At 65.5% G+C, this 21,039-nt stretch carries 18 protein-coding genes; 5 read left to right on the top strand and 13 right to left on the bottom strand.

Annotated elements, in window-relative coordinates; genetic code table 11:
- Positions 1–86 precede the first annotated feature (86 nt).
- Together ilvD and JQ617_RS06890 are read right to left on the bottom strand one after the other, a co-directional pair.
- Positions 87–1,937, bottom strand: a complete 1,851-nt coding sequence (gene ilvD / locus JQ617_RS06895; RefSeq protein ID WP_212025382.1) for a dihydroxy-acid dehydratase — start codon at positions 1,935–1,937, stop codon at positions 87–89.
- A 180-nt stretch (positions 1,938–2,117) separates the two neighbouring features.
- Positions 2,118–2,987, bottom strand: coding sequence for a VOC family protein (locus tag JQ617_RS06890; RefSeq protein WP_349630597.1), 870 nt, complete (start codon positions 2,985–2,987; stop codon positions 2,118–2,120).
- Positions 2,988–3,797: 810 nt separating this feature from the next.
- Between JQ617_RS06890 and JQ617_RS06885 the strand changes: the two genes are divergently transcribed.
- Positions 3,798–6,044 (top strand): TOMM precursor leader peptide-binding protein, encoded by a 2,247-nt coding sequence (locus JQ617_RS06885; protein ID WP_212025380.1) that lies wholly within the window; start codon positions 3,798–3,800, stop codon positions 6,042–6,044.
- Between the two features lie 94 nt (positions 6,045–6,138).
- On the top strand, positions 6,139–7,515 hold the full coding sequence (locus JQ617_RS06880) for a SagB/ThcOx family dehydrogenase (protein ID WP_212025988.1): 1,377 nt from the start codon (positions 6,139–6,141) through the stop codon (positions 7,513–7,515).
- Positions 7,516–7,531: 16 nt separating this feature from the next.
- Here the strand turns inward: JQ617_RS06880 and JQ617_RS06875 are convergent, their stop codons facing one another.
- The 10 genes from JQ617_RS06875 to pncA all read right to left on the bottom strand — a co-directional run bounded on the left by JQ617_RS06875 (position 7,532) and on the right by pncA (position 18,666).
- The gene (locus JQ617_RS06875) at positions 7,532–8,455 is read right to left on the bottom strand and encodes an ABC transporter permease (RefSeq protein WP_249156673.1); all 924 of its coding nucleotides are present in this window, start codon (positions 8,453–8,455) and stop codon (positions 7,532–7,534) included.
- Positions 8,452–9,381: an ABC transporter permease gene (locus JQ617_RS06870; RefSeq protein WP_212025379.1), complete on the bottom strand. Its 930-nt coding sequence runs from the start codon at positions 9,379–9,381 to the stop codon at positions 8,452–8,454. The genes JQ617_RS06875 and JQ617_RS06870 overlap by 4 nt, the downstream gene beginning before the upstream one ends.
- Entirely contained in the window at positions 9,381–10,373 is a 993-nt protein-coding gene (locus tag JQ617_RS06865) for an ABC transporter ATP-binding protein (protein WP_212025377.1), read from the bottom strand. The genes JQ617_RS06870 and JQ617_RS06865 overlap by 1 nt, the downstream gene beginning before the upstream one ends.
- Positions 10,370–11,353 (bottom strand): ABC transporter ATP-binding protein, encoded by a 984-nt coding sequence (locus tag JQ617_RS06860; RefSeq protein ID WP_212025375.1) that lies wholly within the window; start codon positions 11,351–11,353, stop codon positions 10,370–10,372. Before JQ617_RS06860 ends, JQ617_RS06865 begins: the two co-directional genes overlap by 4 nt.
- Before the next feature lie 2 nt (positions 11,354–11,355).
- Entirely contained in the window at positions 11,356–12,993 is a 1,638-nt protein-coding gene (locus JQ617_RS06855) for an ABC transporter substrate-binding protein (protein ID WP_212025373.1), read from the bottom strand.
- 30 nt (positions 12,994–13,023) lie between these two features.
- Positions 13,024–13,839: a sugar phosphate isomerase/epimerase family protein gene (locus JQ617_RS06850; RefSeq protein ID WP_212025371.1), complete on the bottom strand. Its 816-nt coding sequence runs from the start codon at positions 13,837–13,839 to the stop codon at positions 13,024–13,026.
- Positions 13,840–14,291: 452 nt separating this feature from the next.
- Complete coding sequence (locus JQ617_RS06845; RefSeq protein WP_212025369.1) at positions 14,292–14,675, bottom strand: GrlR family regulatory protein; 384 nt, start codon at positions 14,673–14,675, stop codon at positions 14,292–14,294.
- Positions 14,676–14,714: 39 nt separating this feature from the next.
- A complete protein-coding gene (locus tag JQ617_RS06840) occupies positions 14,715–16,748 on the bottom strand; it encodes an NAD(+) synthase (RefSeq protein WP_212025367.1) in 2,034 nt (677 codons plus the stop codon).
- A 138-nt stretch (positions 16,749–16,886) separates the two neighbouring features.
- Positions 16,887–18,005: an alpha/beta fold hydrolase gene (locus JQ617_RS06835; protein ID WP_212025365.1), complete on the bottom strand. Its 1,119-nt coding sequence runs from the start codon at positions 18,003–18,005 to the stop codon at positions 16,887–16,889.
- 16 nt (positions 18,006–18,021) lie between these two features.
- Positions 18,022–18,666: a bifunctional nicotinamidase/pyrazinamidase gene (gene pncA / locus JQ617_RS06830; protein ID WP_212025363.1), complete on the bottom strand. Its 645-nt coding sequence runs from the start codon at positions 18,664–18,666 to the stop codon at positions 18,022–18,024.
- A 265-nt stretch (positions 18,667–18,931) separates the two neighbouring features.
- On the opposite strand from pncA, the gene glk reads away from it, so the two are divergent.
- From glk to JQ617_RS06815, 3 genes are all read left to right on the top strand, one after another.
- Positions 18,932–19,903, top strand: a complete 972-nt coding sequence (gene glk, locus JQ617_RS06825) for a glucokinase (protein ID WP_212025360.1) — start codon at positions 18,932–18,934, stop codon at positions 19,901–19,903.
- Between the two features lie 149 nt (positions 19,904–20,052).
- Positions 20,053–20,256, top strand: coding sequence for a hypothetical protein (locus tag JQ617_RS06820; protein WP_212025358.1), 204 nt, complete (start codon positions 20,053–20,055; stop codon positions 20,254–20,256).
- Positions 20,257–20,414: 158 nt separating this feature from the next.
- Entirely contained in the window at positions 20,415–20,570 is a 156-nt protein-coding gene (locus JQ617_RS06815; protein ID WP_212025357.1) for a hypothetical protein, read from the top strand.
- Positions 20,571–20,661: 91 nt separating this feature from the next.
- Here the strand turns inward: JQ617_RS06815 and JQ617_RS06810 are convergent, their stop codons facing one another.
- Positions 20,662–21,039 carry a response regulator gene (locus JQ617_RS06810; RefSeq protein ID WP_212025355.1) on the bottom strand — a complete coding sequence of 126 codons (378 nt, stop codon included), beginning with the start codon at positions 21,037–21,039 and terminating at the stop codon, positions 20,662–20,664.

Here is a 21,039-nt window from a genome sequence, read left to right as displayed (position 1 = left end):
ATGGGGACGTCCTTAATGCAAACGGCCGGCTTTCGCCGGCCGTTCAGGACTTGTTGACCATGCGCGCGTGGCGCGCGTTGCAGTGCTCAGTTCGAACGCCGCTTCACCTCGCGCACCGCGCCGCGCGCGGCGCTGGTGGTGAGCGCGGCGTAAGCCTGCAGCGCGGTCGAGACGTTGCGCTTGCGGCCGATCGCCTGCCAGGCGGTGTCGCCCTTCGCCTCTTCCGCCGCACGTCGCTTGGCGAGCTCCTCGTCGGAGACCTCCAGCGTGATGCTGCGGTTCGGGATGTCGATCGCGATGATGTCGCCGGTGCGCACGAGACCGATGTTGCCGCCTTCCGCCGCTTCCGGCGAGAGATGGCCGATCGACAGGCCCGAGGAGCCGCCGGAGAAGCGGCCGTCGGTGACAAGCGCGCAGGCCTTACCGAGGCCCATCGATTTCAGATAGCTGGTCGGATACAGCATCTCCTGCATGCCGGGGCCGCCGCGCGGGCCTTCATAGATGATGACCACGACCTCACCGGCGACGACCTTGCCGCCGAGAATGCCGTCGACGGCCGCGTCCTGGCTCTCGAACACGCGTGCCGGGCCGGAGAATTTCAGGATCGAGGCGTCGACGCCCGCGGTCTTCACGATGCAGCCGTCCTGCGCGAGGTTGCCGTAGAGCACGGCGAGGCCGCCGTCCTTGCTGAAAGCGTGTTCGAGGTCGCGCACGACGCCCTTCTCGCGGTCGGCGTCGAGCTCGTCGTAGCGGCGCTCCTGGCTGAAGGCGACTTGCGTCGGGATGCCGCCGGGCGAGGCGCGATAGAAGGTGCGCACCGCCTCGCTCTTGGAGCGCTTGATGTCCCAGCGCTCAAGCGCCTCGTTCATCGTCGGCGCGTGCACGGTCGCGCACGACGTGTCGATCAGGCCGGCGCGGTCGAGCTCGCCGAGAATGCCCAGGATGCCGCCGGCGCGATGCACGTCCTCGACGTGAACATCGGCGACGGACGGTGCCACCTTGCACAGCACGGGCACGCGGCGCGACAGCCGGTCGATGTCCTGCATGGTGAACGCAACCTGCCCTTCATGGGCGGCGGCGAGCAGATGCAGCACGGTGTTGGTCGAGCCGCCCATGGCGATGTCGAGCGTCATCGCGTTCTCGAACGCCTTGAAGTTCGCGATGTTGCGCGGCAGCACGCTCGCGTCGTCCTGCTCGTAATAGCGGCGGACGAGATCGACGATGGTGTGGCCGGCCTCCACGAACAGGCGCTTGCGGTCGGCATGGGTGGCGACCACGGTGCCGTTGCCGGGCAGCGCGAGGCCAAGCGCCTCGGTCAGGCAGTTCATGGAGTTGGCGGTGAACATGCCCGAGCAGGAGCCGCAGGTCGGGCACGCCGAGCGCTCGATCACCTTGACGTCCTCGTCGCTGACCTTCGAGTCGGCCGCAGCCACCATGGCGTCGATGAGGTCGACGGCCTTGGTCTTGCCCTGCAGCTTGACCTTGCCGGCTTCCATCGGGCCGCCCGAGACGAACACGGCGGGGATGTTGAGCCGCAGCGCGGCCATCAGCATGCCGGGCGTGATCTTGTCGCAGTTGGAGATGCAGACGAGGCCGTCGGCGCAATGCGCGTTGGCCATGTACTCGACGCTGTCGGCGATCAGCTCGCGCGACGGCAGGCTGTAGAGCATGCCGTCATGGCCCATGGCGATACCGTCATCGACCGCGATGGTGTTGAATTCCTTGGCAACGCCGCCGGCCTGCTCGATCTCACGGGCGACAAGCTGGCCGAGGTCCTTGAGGTGGACGTGGCCGGGCACGAACTGGGTGAAGGAGTTGACGACCGCGATGATCGGCTTGCCGAAATCGCCGTCCTTCATGCCCGTCGCGCGCCAGAGGCCGCGCGCGCCCGCCATGTTGCGGCCGTGGGTGGTGGTGCGGGAGCGATAGGCTGGCATGGCGGTTTCCGTCCTCGGGTTTGGGTGGCCGGGCGGGAAAATATGGAGCCGCCTCAGGCCTTTCCGGCCGGATAGCGCACGGACCGGGCGCGCGCAACGGGAACTTGGGCATGGCAGGCCTTCCCTGCTCCCGGCGCGGGTTATTGCAGGGGTCGCGGCAGTGTCGGACAGACGCTACCGCTAGCGCTTTGGCTTGGGCAGCACAATTCTCCCTTGGGAGGCAATGCCACCCCATTTGGCGGACCAGTCGATTTCCGAAGCCGAGGATGGTTCAATGCTTGTCTGACCTCGGGCGCCCTGCAATGCAAACAGGGCGCCTTGGGGATCGACACATCGCGCGATCCAGCAGCCATCAGGCAATTCGATCGGCCCCTGGAGGATCCGGCCTCCGCCGGCAATCACATGTTTGCTGGCAGCGCCGATGTCGGCGACATTGAAGTAATGCAGCCAGCTCGGGTGCGCGACGCTCGGAAGTTTCGTGAGCATGCCGCCGACCGTCTGCCCACCCGCCGAGAACAATTGATACCAGTCCGCTGGATCGCTTTGTGCGTCGGCCTGCTGCCAACCGAATAGTTCTCTGTAGAAATCGAAGATCACGGTCCGGTCGGCGGCCAATAACTCATGCCAGCCTACGCGCCCCGGCTCGTCCAGCCGGCCCGGCTTCCGCCGGCCATATGTCGGTTCTTTGATCAGCCCGAACGTCGCCTCCTGCGGATCGGCAACGACTGCTATCTGGCCAATATTGGTGTCGGTTGGCGGTACAAGGATCGTGCCTTCAAGACGCCCGATCCGCGCGGCGGTGGCGTCCAAATCGTCGACGGCGACGTATCCCATCCACCGCGGCGTCGCCCCCAGTCTCCGCCCCTCTTCCGGAATATCCATGAGCCCGCCGAGCGGAGCGCCGCCGCTACTAAGCACAGTATAAGGCAGTTCCGGGGTCGACTCGTCCTTCACGCCCCAGCCGACGGCCTTGCTGTAAAATGCGCCCGCCGCCGCGACATCCGTGGTCAGGAGTTCATACCAAGCGAAACGCCCTGATCGATTTGCCACGCCGCTCTCTCCATTCGAGATGCGATGCACTTGCGGCACTGCACCAAAACTGCACGCGCACCAACAGCGTGGATCGTTGATGCGTTGTGTCAACTGACCGCGCCGATGTCGTTCATGAAGATGAATGCATCATCCTGAACATGCTGCGTCGCGCTTCCGTGCGCGAAATTGTTGCTCGCGTCATTTCCTGGGCGTAGGCTTACCGCGGCTGGGACGCTTCTTGCAATGCTCGGAGGTTGGACCATGCGGCAGGCGAAGAAGACTTCTAAAGGGAAGAAGCGCGTAACCAAAGTCGCCGTGCCGGCGTTCGGAGCCGCAGGGTTGACGTTCTCGCTGGCAGGAGGCGCATCAGCGTCCGCCGTGCCAACATCCGACGTACAACAATTACCCCACTTCGGATCGGGTCAGGCAATCACGCTCGATGAAGAGGAAATGGCTGACGTCAGCCTGGCCACCTTCCATCTCTTCGACAAGGAAAACGCCGGCAGCCGCGTGCAGCTGGCATGGCGCGGATGCGGCGGTTGCCGTGGCTGCAGAGGCTGTCGGGGTTGCCGTGGCTGCCGATGTGGCGTCGGTTGCCGATGTGCGGGTTGTGCCGTCGGCTGTGGCGTTGGCGTGGTGGGATGCGCCGTATCATGCGCGGGCTGCTGCGCATCGTGGGGCCGCTGCCGCTGGTGCTAGGCCTCGGCGCGCTCCGAATGTCACATTTACGGGTTGATAGGTTATTGGCCGGCCTCACGAAAGGGTCCGGCCAATTGCTTGATTTCGCGACGACCGGCGTGACGGCAACAGGATCAGCGTGCTGACGCAATGACTGCAACTCGCAAGACCCGCGCTGCGCGGCAGACCCGCAAAGACATTCTCCGATTTGCACCGAATTTCACCGCTTACGTCCTGCCTCCTGATGCGGTTTGCCTCTATTCCGAGGACCGCAAGTTCTTCCTGCACGGCGAGCTCTACTGTGCCCTGGCCACTGCGATCGGAAACCATGGCAAGGCGTGGCCGGAAATCATCAGCCAGCTTTCGAAGCACTTTCCGGCCAACAAGGTCGAGGAAGCGATCAAGCGGCTGCTCGATCGCCGTTACGTCGTTGCGCGGCCCCCGAAAGCATTCGACGGCGCTGTCGGCGGTTTCCTGGCGAGCCTCGGCATGCCCCTGGAGATCGCGGAACAAAATCTTCGCAATTGCCCCGTCCAGATCGAGACGATCGACGTCAAAGGCGCCAAGGAGCTGACCGCGGCGTTGAGCAAGCTCGGTGTTCAAATCGCCAAGCGAGCGCCGAAGCTCACGATCACGCTGGCGAACGACTATCTCGACCGGCGACTTGCCGAACTGAACCAGGAACGTGCGGCCGGCAAAACGACCTGGCTGCTGGTACAGCCATCCGGCCCATTTCCGCTGGTCGGACCCGTGTTCAAACCGGGCGAGAGCGCCTGTTGGACCTGCCTGTTCGATCGCATGATCCGCAACCGGGAGATCAAGGGGTTTCTCGACCGGGGACCGGCGCGTGCGGTTGCCATATCGCCGCTCGTCAGAGAAAGTGTCGGCCAGACCGGAATCCATTTTGCGGCCATCGAAATCGCCAAGGCGATTGCATCGGATTTTCGTACCGATCTGTGCGATCACATCGCAAGTATCGACCTGACCGGCGCCGCCATCGCCAAGCACTACGTGACGCGACGTCCGCAATGTCCGACCTGCGGCAGCAGGAAGCTGAACAACCCGCGCCGATCTCCGGCCCTGGTCGAGATTGCCGAGGGCAAGAGGCTCGTCATGACCAGCGGTGGATATCGCACCGTGACGTCGCGATCCACGGTGTCGCGCTTCCGCAAGCATGTGAGCCCACTGACAGGGGTGGTGACCAGGCTCGAACGAATCGACGTCGATCTACCCATGAACACCAACTACTTCGCCCAGCATAATTTCTCCGCGCCGGCCCACAGCATCGACCAGCTCAGGTCCGGATTGAGCGGCGGCAGTTTTGGCAAGGGATCGACCGCCGAGCAGGGTGAAGCCAGCGCGCTGATGGAATCGATCGAACGCTATTCGGGCATTTTCCAGGGCGACGAGATCAGGACGACGCGTCGATTTGCCGACTTCGCGCCTGGCGACGCGATTCTTCCCAACGATGTCCAGCTCTTCAGCGAAACGCAGTTCAAGAACAGATTTCTCCAGCAGCCGGACGATCCCCATCCGGTCCCCGAGCCGTTCGATCCATCGACGAGGACCGAGTGGTCGCCCGTCTCATCATTGCGCGACAAACGCTTCAAATACCTGCCGACGGGCCTGCTGTATTTCTTTTACGGCGGCTTTCATACGGATTCCAACGGATGCGCGGCCGGCAACACCCGCGACGAAGCGATTGTCCAGGGCTTCCTCGAACTGATCGAACGCGATGCCTACGCGATCTGGTGGTACAACCGGGTGCAGCGCGCCGAGGTCGACCTCGAGCAGTTCGACGATTTCTATGTCCGGGATCTCCAGTCTCAATTTGCGGAAGCCGGGCGCAAGCTGTGGGTGCTCGATGTTACGACCGACCTTGGCATTCCCACTTACGTGGCAATCATGCACTGGATGCAGAATGGACACGAGCATATCGAGTTCGGCTCCGGCGCGCATTTCGACCGCCGCATAGCCCTGCTGCGCTCCCTCACCGAGCTGACCCAATTCATGTCCGTCAGCATGATGGGGGGTGCGAGCGGCGAGAAGCCGACCCTCGACGGGGTGACACCGCTGCGCCTGGAAAACTACCCGTTCCTGATCCCCAGCAATCGCCCGATCGTCCCCCCAGCGCCGAGCCTCAAGCTTCACGACAATACGCGTGACCAGGCCATCGCCTGTGTCGAGATCGCCGCCCGTGCGGGCTACGATTTCCTCGTCCTCGATCAGACACGTCCCGACGTCGAGGTTCCGGTCGTCAGAGTGCTCGTTCCCGGCTTGCGTCATTTTTATCGCCGCTTCGCACCGGGCCGCCTTTACGATGTGCCGGTCAAGCTCGGATTGTTGGACCGGCCGCGACTGGAAAGCGATCTGACTTCATTCCTTCCACACACCTGAAGGCCTCCTCGTCGTGCGCGCTCCCCGGAAGAAGCCGACCAGGAAGATCGCTCCAGACATTGCTGCCCGATTGGGCCATCGCTTCTCCCTCCAGATGCAGCCGGACGGAAACATCACAGCCACTGTGGGCGACTATTCCGTCAACCTCGGACAATTCAGCGAGGCTGCGATGGACCATGCGCGACATCTGAGCACCGGCCTTCCGCTCGCTTCGTTTGCAGGCAAGAGCAAACTCGCCAGGGAAATCGACGCGCTGGTGCATCGCCTGGCCCGGCACGGGCTGCTGGAATACCGCCTCTCCTCCTCGCGTGACGAGCAGGACCTCGTGGTCATCGAGCCTCAAGTCCCCGACTACTGGCCGCGACGCGCGAAGCTGGGCAGCCGCGATACCGTCGTGTTGTCGCGCTTTGCCTATCTGCGCCGGCGCGGCAATGAGATGGTGCTGGAATCGCCCCGCGCCGGCGCGCTGTTCCGGATTGGCGATCCCGCCATCGCCGCTACCCTTGCTGCGCTGTCGCAGCCTCGGAAGATCGGCAAGCTCGACGCGAAGGCGCTCTCGTTCAACCTCCTTCTGCTCGAACTGCTGGCGGAATGCCAGATTCTGATCAAGCTCGATGCGAAAAGCGGCGACGGCTTGCGGGTGAATGAAGGCGACGGCAATCTCGTTCTCTGGGATTTCCATGATCTGGTATTTCACACGCGGAGCACGGAAGGCCGGCAAGCCAATCCGGTCGGTGCCGCGTTCAGCTACGCGAGTGTCGTTCCGCCGCCGCCGGCGGTGCGTCCGCGCTGGCCCGGCAACAAGATCGCCCTGCGTAAATTCCCCTCCCTGGAGCCGCACTCTCTCCTCCCGAAGCTGTTGCGCGAACGCCATTCAACGCGGGACTTCGACGACAAGCATCCGATCACGCTCGACGAACTCGCGCAGTTTCTCGACACCACCGCGCGCGTTGTGTCCGAATGGAAGAGCGGACCGTATTTTGACGGCGGTCCCGAAGTCACATACAGCACGAGGCCCTATCCGTCGGCGGGCAGCGCATACGAGCTGGAATTGTATTTGGCAGTCTCGAACTGCGAAGGGATCGCGCGCGGATTCTACCACTACGACGCAGGGCAACACGCGCTGGTCGCGATCAGCGCCTCCGTCCAGCAACTCCAGGCTCTCTCGGTGGCGGCTCAGTTCGCCATGGACGCGCCTGGTCAACCGCAAATCCTGATCACCATCGCGGCGCGCTTTGGGCGGGTCTCCTGGAAATACAGCTCAATCGCATATTCGTTGATCCTGAAGGACGTCGGCAGCCTGCTTCAGACGTTCTATCTGGCAGCGACCGATATGGGCCTTGGTGGCTGCGCCATCGGAACGACCGACATCGATCTGTTCGCGAAAATGACGGGGCTGGAATTGCATATAGAGGGCCCGGTCGGTCAATTCGCGCTCGGGCGCGGCAAGAAGCCGGACGTCCAAAGCTAGGCTCAAGCCGGTCGCGCTATTGCAGCGTCGGATCCAGCCGGTCGCGCAGCCAGTCGCCGATCACCGAGACCGCCAGCGTCGTCACCACGATGGTGGTCGCCGGCGCCAGCATGATCCAGGGCGCGCGGGTCAGGTACTCGCGGCCATAACCGACCATGTTGCCGAGGCTGGTCATCGGCGGCTGCACGCCGAGGCCGAGGAAGGACAGGCCGGATTCCATCAGGATCACCTCGGGAAACACCAGCGTGGTCGAGACGATCAGCGTGGATGCGATGTTGGGCAGGATGTGCCGCAGGTAGATCCGCGACGGCGTAGCCCCCAGCTGGCGGACCGCAGCGGCATAGCCTTGCGCGTTGGCGGAGATGGCGAGGCCGCGGGCGATGCGGGCGTAGCGCTCCCAGCCGAACAGGCCCATCAGGCCGATCAGCAGCGGCAGCAAGTTGCCGAAGAAGGCGAGCACCGCGAGCGCCATGATCAGGAAGGGCATGCTGGCCTGGAAGTCGGTCAGCATCAGCACGAGTTGCTCGACAGCTCCGCGGAAATGCGCGGCCAGGAAGCCGAGTGTGGTACCGACGACGGCCGAGATCGCGGTGGCGCCAAAGGCGATCAGCAGCGAGATGCGGATGGAGACGAGAAGGCGCGACAGCACGTCGCGGCCAAGCTCGTCGGTACCCAGCCAGTGTGCGGCATTGCCGGGCGCGGCCAGCCGGTTGCGCAGGTCGAGCTGGGTGAAGCCGTAGGGCGCGATCTTCTCGGCGAAAGCCGCGACCACCAGCATCGCCGCGATCCAGGTGATCGCGAGCACGACCGAGACCGGAATGGCCGGCAGGCTGAACCGGCGGCGAACACTAGATTCTAGTTTTGACGCGTTTTCTTTACGCGAACCGGTATCCGCTTCGCTTGAAAACGCTTTGGTATCCTTCAGCGTCGCGTCGGTCATGCGTGCGCTCCCTTGGCGCGCAGGCGCGGATCGAGGAAGCCGTATAGGAAATCGACGATCAGGTTGGACGTCACCATGGTCATCGCGACCAGCAGCAGGATGCATTGCACGACGGCAAGGTCGCGGTTGGCGACGGCGACGACGAGGAGGCGCCCAACTCCCGGCCAGGCGAACACGCTCTCGACCACGACCGCGCCCGCGATCAGCGTGCCCACCATGAAGCCCAGAATGGTCACGGTCGGGATCGCCGCATTGGGCAACGCATGCGAGGTCACCACCTTGCGCCACGGCACGCCCTTGGCCGAGGCGGTGCGGATATAGGGCTGGCCCAGCACCTCCAGCATGGCGCTGCGGGTGAACCGCGCCAGCACCGCCGCGCCGCCAAGGCTGAGCGTGATGATCGGCAAGATGGCGTGGCGCCAGCTGTCCTGCCCGCCCGACGGCAGCCAGCCGAGTTGCACGGCGAAGACGAGGACCAGCAGCAATGCCAGCACGAAGCTCGGCACCGTGAAGCCGGCCACCGCTGTCATCATCACGGCGCGATCAATCCCCGAGCCCCGATGCAGCGCGGCGTAGATGCCGGCGGGAACGCCGAGCGCGACCTTGAAGAAGAAGGCCGGCAGCGTCAGCGCCAGCGTGGCCGGGATGCGTTCCAGCACCAGCTGGATCGCGGGCCGGCCGTCGCGCATGGAGCGGCCGAGCTCACCCTGGGCGATCGCGCTGAAGTAATCGAGATATTGGAGCCAGATGGGATCATCGAGCCCCCAGGCTTTGCGGAAGGCAGCGATCACCTCGGGCGGCGCCTCGGGTCCCAGGATCATCAGAGCGGGATCGCCGGAGAGGCGCAGCACCACGAAGGCAAAGGTCACGACCAGCACGATGGTCAGCGCCGCGCGTCCGATGCGAATGGCGACATAGCGTCCCATCACGCCGCATCCCGCGTTTCGACCCGCGGCCCGGTGACGAGATGGCAGGCGACCTGCCTGTCGCCGCCGACGGACGAGAGTGCCGGCACCTCGCTCGCACAGCGCGCGATGGCGCGCGGGCAGCGCGGATGGAAGGCGCAGCCCTGCGGACGCGCCGCAGGGTTCGGCGGATCGCCCGCCAGCACGATGCGGCCGGCGCTGCGGCGGCCCGGCGCGGGCGAGGCCGAGACCAGCGCCTGCGTGTAGGGATGCTCGGGGCGCGCAAAGAGATCATCGGCGCTGCCGATTTCGACGATGCGGCCGAGATACATCACGGCGACGACATTGCTGATCTGCCTGACGACGCGCAGATCGTGGCTGATGAACAGCAGCGTCAGTGACAGCTGGGCCTGAAGATCGCAAAGCAGGTTCACCACTTGTGCCTGGATCGAGACGTCGAGCGCGCTGACCGGCTCGTCGCAGACCAGGAAGTCCGGCTTCGTCGCCAGCGCCCGCGCCAGCACGATGCGCTGACGCTGCCCGCCAGAGAGCGCGCCGGGATAGCGTGCGCCATGCGCCGGCGTCAGCTCGACCGCGCGCAGCAATTCGCGGACGCGGTCTTCGCGCTCGGCAGACGAACCGAGGCCGTGAATGTCCAAGGGCTCGCGGATCTGCGTCGCAACCGGCAGGCGCCGGTCCAGCGCGCCCAGCGGATCCTGGAAGATCATCTGCATGCGCGCACGTTGTGCACGCCATGCGGCGGTCCCCGGTGCGGCCATCGGCTTGCCGTCGAACCGCACCTCGCCGCGGTCGGGCGGCTCGAGGCCGAGGACGATGCGACCGGTGGTGGACTTGCCCGAACCGGACTCACCGACGAGGCCCAGCGTTTCGCCCTTGGCGATCGTCAGCGACACGCCGTCGACCGCATGGACGGCGGTACTGCGGCCGAACATTCCGGAGCGCATGGCGTAGCTGCGCGAGATCCCGGACACTTCGACGAGCGGCGGGCTCATTCGGCGGCGATTCCGAGCAGCGCCCGCCGCGAGGCTTCGGCGCGGATGCAGGCAACGGTCCGGTCGTTCGCAATCGGCGCCAAGCTGGGCGCGCCAAGGCCGCAGGCCTCTTCCGCCAGCGCGCAGCGCGGCGCGAAGGCACAGCCGCCGGGCATATGCGCGGGATCGGGCACAGTGCCGGGGATGGCGGTGAGGCGGCGGCGCGGACCGTCGAGCGGCGGCAGCGCGCCGATCAGGCCCTGCGCATAGGGATGAACAGGGTCGGCGAAGAGCTGGTTACTGGGGGCCTGTTCGACGATGCGGCCGGCATACATCACCGCCACGCGGTCGCAATTCTCGGCGACGACACCGAGGTCGTGGCTGATCAGCACCATCGCCATATTCATGTCGCGGCGGATGGTTGAGAGCAGTTCGAGGATCTGCGCCTGGATGGTGGCATCGAGCGCCGTGGTCGGCTCGTCCGCTACCAGGACATCAGGATTTCCGGCGAGTGCCATCGCGATCATGATGCGCTGGACCTGGCCACCCGAAAACTCGTGCGGATAGGCGGACAGCCGGCGCGCCGCATCGGGAATACCGACGAGGTCGAGCAGGCGCTTGGCTTCGGCCTTGACCGCCTCGCCCTGGAGATTGCGATGCAGCGCCAGCGCTTCGCAGAGCTGCTTGCGGATGGTCAGCACCGGGTTGAGCGCACTTGCCGGATCCTGGAAGATCATGGCAACCCGCCCGCCCCTGACGCGATCCAGCTCGGCCGCCGGCGCACCAAGGAGTTCGCGTCCGTCGAGCCGCACCGAGCCTGAGACCCGGGCATGCCGGGGCAACAGGCCGAGCGCAGCAAGCCAGGTCACCGACTTGCCGGAGCCGGACTCGCCGACGAGGCCGAGGGCCTCGCCCTTGCCGAGAGCGATGTCGACACCGCGCAGGACCGGCACGCCGTTGAACGCGACGCTCAGGCCCTGGATGCTGACCAGCGGCGACACCTTCAGGCCTCGAAATTGCCGGCGCGGAAATCCATCGCGAAGGCGGGCGCCGCCTTCCACTTGATCGATTTCGGCTTGGCCGTGAAGGTCGCGTTCTGGTGCAGCACCGTGTAGGCGGGATCCTCGCGCTCGGCGATCTCGAGCATGCGGCGGAACGCCTTCTTGCGGGCGGCGCGGTCGGTCGAGGTCTCCAGGAACTCCGAGAGCGTGTTCAGCTCGGCATTGGTCCATTCGCCGATCTGCTGCTGCTGGCCGTTCGGCCCGTGCTGGGCGACCAGCGAGGACACCGGATCGTTGAAGGCGGCCGAGTTCGACCAGTCGCGCACGGCTCGGCTCGGCGCACGTTCCATGATCTGCGACCAGTTCTCCTTGGTCTCGATCTGCACGTTGAGTCCGACCGACTTCCACATCTCGACCAGGACCTGCGCGGTCGCGACCTGGTTGGTGTAGTAGTTGTTGAGCAGGCGATAGGGAATCGGATCGCCCTTGTAATTGGCCTGCTTCAAGAGATCCTGCGCGAGCTTGGGATCGTAGGCCGGCACGCTCCAGTCGGCGTTGAACATGTCGCCGTAGAACTCCCACTGCAGGCCCTTCGGCACGCGGGTGCGGCCGGCCCACAGGCTGTCGACGATGGCCTGGCGGTCGATTGCGTGGGTGAAGGCGCGCCTGACCAGCGGATTGGCGAGCACGGCGTGGTTCTTGTCGAACACGGTGAGGCGGTGATTGAGGATGGTGCCGCCCTGCACTTCGAACGCGGTGTTCTTCTCGATGCCGGCGATCTGGTCTGGCGGAATGTCGCAGGCGAACTGGTATTCGCCCGACAAGAGCCCGTTGATGCGGCTCGCGACCTCGGGCACTTCGAGGAAGCGGATGCGCTTGAGCGGCGGACGGCCGCCCCAATATTCGTCGTGGGCCTCCAAGGTCAGCGACACGTCGGGCTTGAGCTCGACGACCTTGTACGGCCCCGTGGTGATCGGCTTGCGGGCCCAGTCGAGATAGCTGGCGGACTCTTCCCAGGCGCGGCGGTTTGCGATGTCGGAGCCGTAGCGCGACAGCCGGCCCTCGATGGTGACGTCGGGCGTCGCGTTGTAGAAGCGCACCGTGTACTTGTCGACGGCGTCGACGCGCACGAGGTCCGGCCAGATGCGACGGGCAACGGCGGGAACGTCAGGCGGCAGCTCCTTGCCCGGGCGCGGCGTCGGGATCTTCTCGAAGGCCTGAATGGTGCTGCGGCTCTTGGCCTCGGTCTCGCCGAACATGCGCTGGCGGCTGAAGGTAAAGACCACGTCTTCCGACGTCAGCTCGTCGCCATTGTGGAACTTGACGCCCTGACGCAGCTTCACCTCGACGGTCTGGTCGTCGATGCGGCGCCACTCGGTGGCAAGGCCCGGCACGGCTTCGAGACTGCCGCGCCAGTTCTTGGAGATCAGGCCTTCCCAGATCGAGGAGAAGAACACGCGCTCGCCGACATTGGACTGCTCGCGCAGCACGTCGAGCACGTTCGAATTGGTCACCTTCTGCACGGCGATGGTCACCGACGGACGGTTGTCGCTTTGGCCGATGGCAAAGCGCGGCAGTAGCAGCGTGCCTGCGGCCGCGCCGCCGGTCTTCAGGATGGTGCGACGGGTGAATTTGGTCATGGCAATAGCCCCTGCCCTCTGTGATGTCGGTTATTCGGCGAGACCGAGCGCGGCGAGATGCGCTGCGCCCTTGCGGACGTCGTCGTGGTTGCGGAGTTCCAGGATCAGCCGCGGGTTCGAGGTCAGCCGTCCCAGCGCGCGGAACACGGCGACCCACGGGATGTTGCCTTCGCCCGGCGCCCAGTGCCGGTCGGCGAAGCCGTCGGTGTCCTGGAGGTGGACATGCGTCAGCATGTCGCCGGCGGTCTCGACGTAATAATCGACCGGCGGCGCGCCGGTGGAGATGTGCGCGTAGTTGGCATGTCCGGTGTCGAGCGAAACGCGGACCTTGCTGCTTTCGAGCGCCTTGGCGAGGCGCACGCGGTCACGCGGATCCTTGTCCTCGATGTTCTCGATCACGATCTCGCAGCCGATCGTCTCGGCGCGCGCGATCACCTCGGCGAGCGTCGCCTTGACGCGTTCGACGATGTTGGTGCGGTTGTCGGGATAGAGGTCGAGATTGTTGTGGTCCCAGGTCGTGAACGGCGAATGGATCACCATCTGCGTCGCGCCGAGGAACTCAGCGGCATCGAGGCCCTGCAGCAGGCGCTTGGTCACAGCCTGGCGGATCATCGGGTCGTGGCTGTCGATCTTGAAGCCCCAGAACGGCCCGTGGATGCCGAGCCGGCCAGTGTGGCCCGCGAGCATCTGCTTGATCTCGCCGGCGGTCGCACGCCAGTCGCTGTCGAGTAGATCGGCGCGGAAGAAATCCTGGATCTCGAGATCGCGCTGCCGTTCCAGCAGCCAGTCACGATGCGCGGGGATCGACTTGATGGACAATGCGGCGCCCAACACCGGCTTCGACATGGCTTGCTCCTTCGTCTGCGATGACGGGAGCAGCGCTAGACCAGTTCAGTGACAGGCCCGTGAAATCGAGGTTCCGCAGTAGCGGCAGATGTGGACATCCCGCGCATCGCCCGCATCGATCTTGTGCAGCAGCGCCGCCGTCGATGCAGCCGCGTGCAGTTTGCCGCAGAAGCAAGTTCAATCGTGTCCGTAGTGACCCGGAATGGAATCCTATCCCGATCTCGCGTACATCGCGCGACATCGATCGGCGGCCACTTCCAAGGGCATCACCCTCTGATCGCGCACCAAGGGGTTGGGGGACCAACTGGGGCGGGGGATCGAAGGCTGGGGCAAGGTGACGAGGTCCGGACTCCTAGGCACTCCGGACCTCGCGCTTTCCATCAGCGCGGGCACGCCAGATATTCCGAGATCCACATGTGCTTGCCGCGAAGCAGTTCGCGCCGAGCGTCAGCTCACATCGCATCCTGCAGCGTCAGCCGCGCCGTGAAGGTCACGCTGGTCTTGCCGACCAGCGCCATACCCTCGATGTCGGCTCCTCCAGCGAAATAATCGCCGGAAAAGCCGCAGCTGACCTCCCTGCCGCCAAAGGCGAGCGTCCTGCCGACCGCCTCGGTGTGCTGATTGACGATCATGTCGCCGCGCCACTTGCCGTTCCGGAAGGTGTAGCTGCCGGTGTAGTAGAAGTAGCTGTCGCCGCCCATGATGCGGCCGTCGCAGAGCACGACCACGCCCCTCGCCTGCCCGCGCTTGCCGTCCCGCATCTCGATGTCGAAGATGTAGAGGCCGTTGACGACGCTGGCCCCTTCACCCGCTTCTGCGCCTGCTCCGGCCGACATCAGATCGTCTCCCCTGGTGCCCGATCCGCCCCCGCCAAATCAGTTCGGCACGTTGCGCTCGAGATCCTCGAGCCAGGCCGCCGCGCTCGAATCCGACGGCGCGCGCCAGTCGCCGCGCGGCGACAAGGAGCCGCCGGCCGACACCTTCGGGCCGTTCGGCATGGCCGAGCGCTTGAACTGGCTGAAGGCGAAGAAGCGGCGCAGGAACACCTCCAGCCAGCGCCGGATCTCGGGAAGATCATAAGCCCTTCGCTTGTCGGTCGGGAATGCCGGCGGCCACTCGCCCCCGGCGACGTCCTTCCACGCCTGGAGCGCCATGAAGGCGATCTTGGACGGCCGCATGCCGAAACGCAGCGTGTAGAACAGATTGAAGTCCTGCAACTCGTAGGGACCGACGGACGCTTCCGTGCTCTGCGGCTTCTCGCCCGGCTGCACCGGAACCAGCTCCGGTGAGATTTCAGCCGACAGGATCGAGGCGAGCGTCCGGTTCACGTCGCCGCTGAACTGTTTCGAGGCGATCACCCAGCGGATCAGATGCTGGATCAGCGTCTTCGGCACGCCGGCGTTGACGTTGTAATGCGCCATCTGGTCGCCGACGCCATAGGTGCACCAGCCGAGCGCGAGCTCGGAGAGGTCGCCGGTTCCGATGACGATGCCGCCGTGATGGTTGGCGAGGCGAAACAGATAGTCCGTGCGCAGGCCCGCCTGCACGTTCTCGAAGGTGACGTCATAGACCTTCTCGCCCTTGCCGAAGGGATGGCCGATGTCCTTCAACATCTGCGTCGCGGTGGTGCGGATGTCGAGCTCCTGCCAGGTCGTCTGCAACGCCTTCATCAGCGCCAGCGCGTTGGTCTTGCTTTCGCTGCCGGTGGCAAAGCCCGGCATGGTGTAGGCCAGGATGTTCTCTCGCGGCAGTCCGAGCAGATCGACGGCCTTGGCGGCGACGATCAGCGCATGCGTGGAATCGAGGCCGCCGGAGACGCCAATGACGACGCGCTTGGTGCCGGTCGCGCGCATACGCTGCACGAGGCCGGCGACCTGGATGTTGTAGGCCTCGTAGCAATCCTGCTCCAAGAGGCTCTCGTCGCTCGGCACGAACGGAAAGCGCTCGACCTTGCGCAGGAAACCGATGTCGCCGGAAGGCGGCTTGAGCGCGAACGTCACCTTGCGGAAGAACGCCTCGCGCTGGCGGCGGTTGTCGTCGAACGTGCCCATCAGGGCGCGCTCCTGCCTGAGCAGGTCGAGATCGACGTCGGCCGTGGTGACCTGGCCGCCCTGGCGGAACCGTTCGCCCTCGGCCAGCAGCACGCCGTTCTCGTAGATCGAGGTCTGGCCATCCCAGGCCAGATCCGTTGTCGACTCTCCGGCACCGGCAGCAGAATAGACGTACGCGGCGAGGCAGCGCGCCGAGGTCGACTGGCACAACAGCGCGCGCGAGCGGGCCCGGCCGATGGTGATCGGACTGCCCGAGAGGTTGACCAGCACGCTGGCACCGGCCAGCGCCAGCTCCGAGGCCGGCGTCACCGGGATCCACATGTCCTCGCAGATCTCGACGCCAAGGGTCAGGCCCGGGACGTCCTCCGCGGCGAACAGAAGGTCGACGCCGAACGGAGCATGCAGTCCGCCAAAGGCAATGGTCTCGCCGGCGATCCCTGCTCCAGAGGCGAAATGGCGGCCCTCGTAGAATTCGCGGTAGGTCGGCAGGTAGCTTTTCGGCACGACGCCAAGGACGTTGCCGCGATGGATGACGACGGCGCAATTGTAGATGCGGTGGCCAAAGCGCAGCGGCGCCCCCACGATCAGCACGGTCATCAGCGCCGCGGAAGCCTCGACGATGGTGGCGAGCCCGCGCTCGACCGCGTCGAGCAGCGGGTCCTGCTTCACGAGGTCCTCGATCGCGTAACCGGACAGGCACAGCTCGGGAAACACGGCGACCACAACCGACTGCTCGTGGCAGGCATTGGCCGCCGCCAGAACGGCCTTCGCATTGGCCGAAGGATCGGCCACATGGGAGGTGGTCACGCAGGCCGCCACGCGCGCAAATCCGTGGGCGTAGATCGAGTGGAAAGTCATCCAGTACCCTTAATCTCTTCGCGGCCGGCCGCAGCCGTCAGCTCCGCCTCTTATGTAACCTATGGACCCCGCCCCGTGCAGGTCATCCGCCGTCATGCATAACGGATTTGCGCTCCGGCCGGGCCAATCCCGGCGATCTCAGGCGCTACGGGCCAGCACGCCGGACAGGTCGCCGCGCAGCCATTGCGCGATCCGGGGCCAGGCATGCGCGTGGGTCCGCGCGCCCATGAACAGGCCGAGATGGTTGCTCGGCTCGGACGCCGCAGCAATGAAGGCCGGCGGCGTGCCGACGAGTGCGGCGGTAGCAAGAGCCTGCGTCGCCGGCACCACGTCGTCGTCAAGCCCGGCTAGCAGGAAGACCGGCGCCTTGACGTCCTTCAGATCAACCCGGCGCCCGAGCGCGACGAAGTCGCCGCCGGCAATCCGGTTCTCCCGGAATATCCGGTTGACGATCTCGAGATAATAGCTGCCGGGCAGATCCAGAGTCTCCACGTTCCAGTGGTCAAAGCGCGCCAGCAGCGCCGCGCCCTCCTCGTCCGCGAGCTCCCTTTGCAAAGCGGCTGCGATATCCTCGCGGCTGGGCGTCCGCGACCAGAAGCGCAGCATCTCCTCGCCGCTGACATTGCCGCCGCCGCGCGCGACGAGCTGGTCGTAGACCAGCTCTGGCGCGTTGCGGGCAAGCCGGGACAGCGAAGACTCGATCGACAGATCGACCGGCGCGCCGACCAGGACCAGCCGCCGCACCTTGGCCGGAAACCGCGCGGCGTAGAGCAGAGACAGCCAGCCGCCCTGGCACAGGCCGACCAGGTCGACCGGCGCACCGATCTCGTCGATGGCGACGTTGAGATCCCCAAGGTAGCTGTCGATCGAGAGGTAGCGCATGTCCGGTGTCGCCGACCGCCAGTCGGTGAGATAGACCCGGTCGACGCCGCCATTTTGCAGCGACTGCACCACGCTGTGTCCCGGCGCGAAGTCGGCGATCAGGGCCCGATGCAGCGCATAGGGTGCGCAGACCAGCGCCGGCTGGCCGGACCGGTCCTTCGCGCAGGCGCGCAGGCGCATGGTCGCGAGCTCGAGCGCAACCGTGCCGGGCGTGGTCCAGGGCAGGCTGCTGTCGGCCGGCGGGTCGGCCGGTCCGCGCTCCATCCACCAGAAACAGGCATCCAAAGCGAGGCGCGCCGCCGCAAACGGCCAGAGCAGCTGGTCGCCCTGGACGTGATCCGGTCCGCCCGGTTGTTTGCCCGTCTTGTCCACCAAATCTATCTCGCGCGCCTCACAAGAACGCCTCGAAGCTGATGACGGAAATGCCGTGTTCGCCGAAGCTCCGATGGGCCGCCGCCATGGAGCCGTCGAGGTCGATGCCGCGACAGGCGTCCTCGATCACGACGACCTCGAACCCCGCCTTGCGGGCATCCTCCGCCGAGAAGCGGACACAGAAGTCGAGCGCCAGTCCTGCGACGAAAACGGTTCTGAGCTCGCGCTCACGCAGATAGCCGAGCAGGCCCGTCGGCGTCTTGTGATCATTCTCGAACAGCGCCGAATAGGAATCGATGCCGCGGCGAAAGCCCTTGCGCACCACGAGGTTCGCCCTTGAGGCGTCCAGCGCGCGGTGGAATTCGGCGCCGTCCGTGCCCTGCACGCAATGCGTCGGCCACAGCACCTGGGTGCCGTAGTCGAGCTCGATGGTCTGGAACGGCTGCCTGCCGGCATGGTTTTGCGCGAAGGAAACGTGATCGCCCGGATGCCAGTCCTGGGTCAGCACCACATTGGCGAATTTTTGGGCGATGCGATTGATGGCGGGCACGACCTTCTCGCCGCCGGGCACGGCCAGCGCCCCGCCGGTGCAGAAGTCGTTCTGGACGTCGATCACCAGCAGCACGTCGCGGTCGGCAATCTTCATCGCAAGGCTCCATTCCATCCGCCGGTCAACGAACCGCCCGGCGCTCCCTCAATGTCGATCTTCCGGCCCGGCTTCGCAACCACCGACAGCGTGTGGCGATGTCGCGCCGAGCCAATGCGCGTCATGGGAATGCAACGGTTTCGCATCCTCCGTGTTGACTAGGCACAATCAGGCGAGGAGTCTCGAACCGTTCGCGAGTTGCGGACCGGATCAGCAACGGCGACAAGGGTTCCCGCAGGCCGGAAAGGCCGCGGCAGCCGCAGGGCATCGGAATCAGCAGGACATGGGTATCGGCAAGACAGGCCAAATTCTTCTCGCCGATATCGGCGGCACCAATGCGCGCTTCGCGCTGAGCCAGGGCGACCAGATCGGGGCCATCGACTATGTGAAGGTCGCCGACTTCCCGACGGTTCGGGAAGCCATTGCCGATGTGCTGGCGCGCCGGACCGGCGGCGAAGCGCCCCCGCGCGCCGTGCTGGCCGTGGCGGGCCCGGTCACCAACAATCGCTGCGTCATGACCAACAGCCCCTGGGTCATCGACGGCTACGAGCTGCAGCCGGCGCTCGGCTTCGACCGCGTCCACGTGCTCAACGATTTCGAGGTGGTGGCGTGGTCCCTGCCCGCGTTGCAGCCGGCCGACCTCATTCCGCTCGGCGGACAAGACGGCCTGTCCGGAGAACCGTTGCTGGTGGTCGGCCCCGGAACCGGCTTTGGCGTCTCCTGCCTGGTCGAGCGCCACGGGGCGCGGCTCGCCGTCGTCACCGAGGCGGGGCACGCCACGCTTCCGGCCGAGAACGAGCGCGAGGAGCGCGTCATCGCGGCCTTGCGGCAGCGCCTCGGCCATGTCTCGATCGAGCGCGGCGCCCTCTCCGGCTCCGGCTTGCAAAGCCTCTATGAGGCTCTGGCGGAGGTCGACGGCGCCCAGGTGCCGCACCGCGATGCCGCCGCGATCACCAAGGCGGCCCTCGACGGCAGCTGTGCGCACAGCCGCGCGACGCTGGAGATGTTTTGCGCCATCCTCGGCTCGGTCGCCGGCAATCTCGCGGTGACCTTCGGCGCCCGTGGCGGCGTCTATATCGCCGGCGGGATCGTGCCGCGCTTCCCGGAATTCCTCGCGGCCTCGGCCTTCCGCGCGCGCTTCGAAGCCAAGGGGCGCTTCCAGGATTACCTGCGCAACATTCCGACCCGGCTGGTCACCAAGCCCGATGCGAGCTTCCTCGGCCTGAAGACCTTTGCCGACCACAATCCGGATTGAGCACGACCGGCAGCGAGGCTGTCCGGTCCGTTAACTATTCACAGCTGATTGCAGTGCACACGTGGTTCCACGCGCGATCCTGCTTGCCCCTTTGTTTCCGATGGGAAACAATTCGCGCCTGTGTGTGGCGTTAGTTGCGGGGGCGTGACATGCGTAAGCAGGACGTAGGATTCGACTATCACCGCTATCACCGCCTGCTGACCGAGGCGGACGACGAGGACAAGCGGCGCGCGCTGATTGAGCTCTTGATCGAGGAAAAGGCGCGAGACCGGCTGGCCGCCCAGCGCGCCTCGGATCGCGCCGCCATGACGGCCCATACCATCGCCACCGTGCTTAGGAACGGACGCGGCTGAGCCTGCAATGCCGTAGCGTGTGAGCCGGTCGCGGCACGCGCGCCAATGCGTACCGATTGCGATTCCGTTAAGGATCCCTCGCAAGCTCGCGTCAAACTTTTTGCTCTAAGAGTTCCCTCACCTGATGCAATTCAGGATCAACACAGGGGGGAATGAACATGAGCATGCTTTCGCTTGCCGCAATGCCGGTCGCTGCCGAAGCGCGTTTTGCCAATTCTTCGTTCAAGACCATCTTGCTGTTCTGCTGCGCGGGCCTTCTCGCCTCGCTCGGCCTGATGGCGCGCGGCATCGATATCAGCGCCGGCCTGATGTGAGCCGGGACGAATTCCTTTCGCGACATGGCCGCCCCCTCGGGCGGCCATTTTCGTTGGCGCGGCGCCTCGGCCCATCGTCCAGCGCGCGGGCTCAGTGCGACACTTTTGCAGTGGCTTCCGGAAACATCGAATCGATCATCGCCTTGAGCTGGTCGATCGAAATCGGCTTGCGCAGGATGGGCCTGCGGCGAAGCAAGGACGGCAGCAATTCCGGCCCGTAGCCGGTCGCGAACAGGAACGGCTTGCCGCGGCGCTCGATCAGGTCGGCGACCGGATCGACGTAGAGGCCCATGAGATTGATGTCGAGGATGGCGAAATCATATTGCGCGGTCATCGCAAAGGCGCTCGCGTCCCGGACATTGTCCGCTTCCGCGACAACGTGGTGGCCGAGCTCTTCCACCATGTCGGCCATCATCATCCGGATCAACGCCTCGTCTTCGACCAGGAAAACGGAGAGTCCGTCCGCCAT

Source organism: Bradyrhizobium sp. KB893862 SZCCT0404 (assembly GCF_018130885.1).
GTDB lineage: Bacteria > Pseudomonadota > Alphaproteobacteria > Rhizobiales > Xanthobacteraceae > Bradyrhizobium > Bradyrhizobium stylosanthis.
This window is presented reverse-complemented; position numbering and strand designations above follow the sequence as displayed.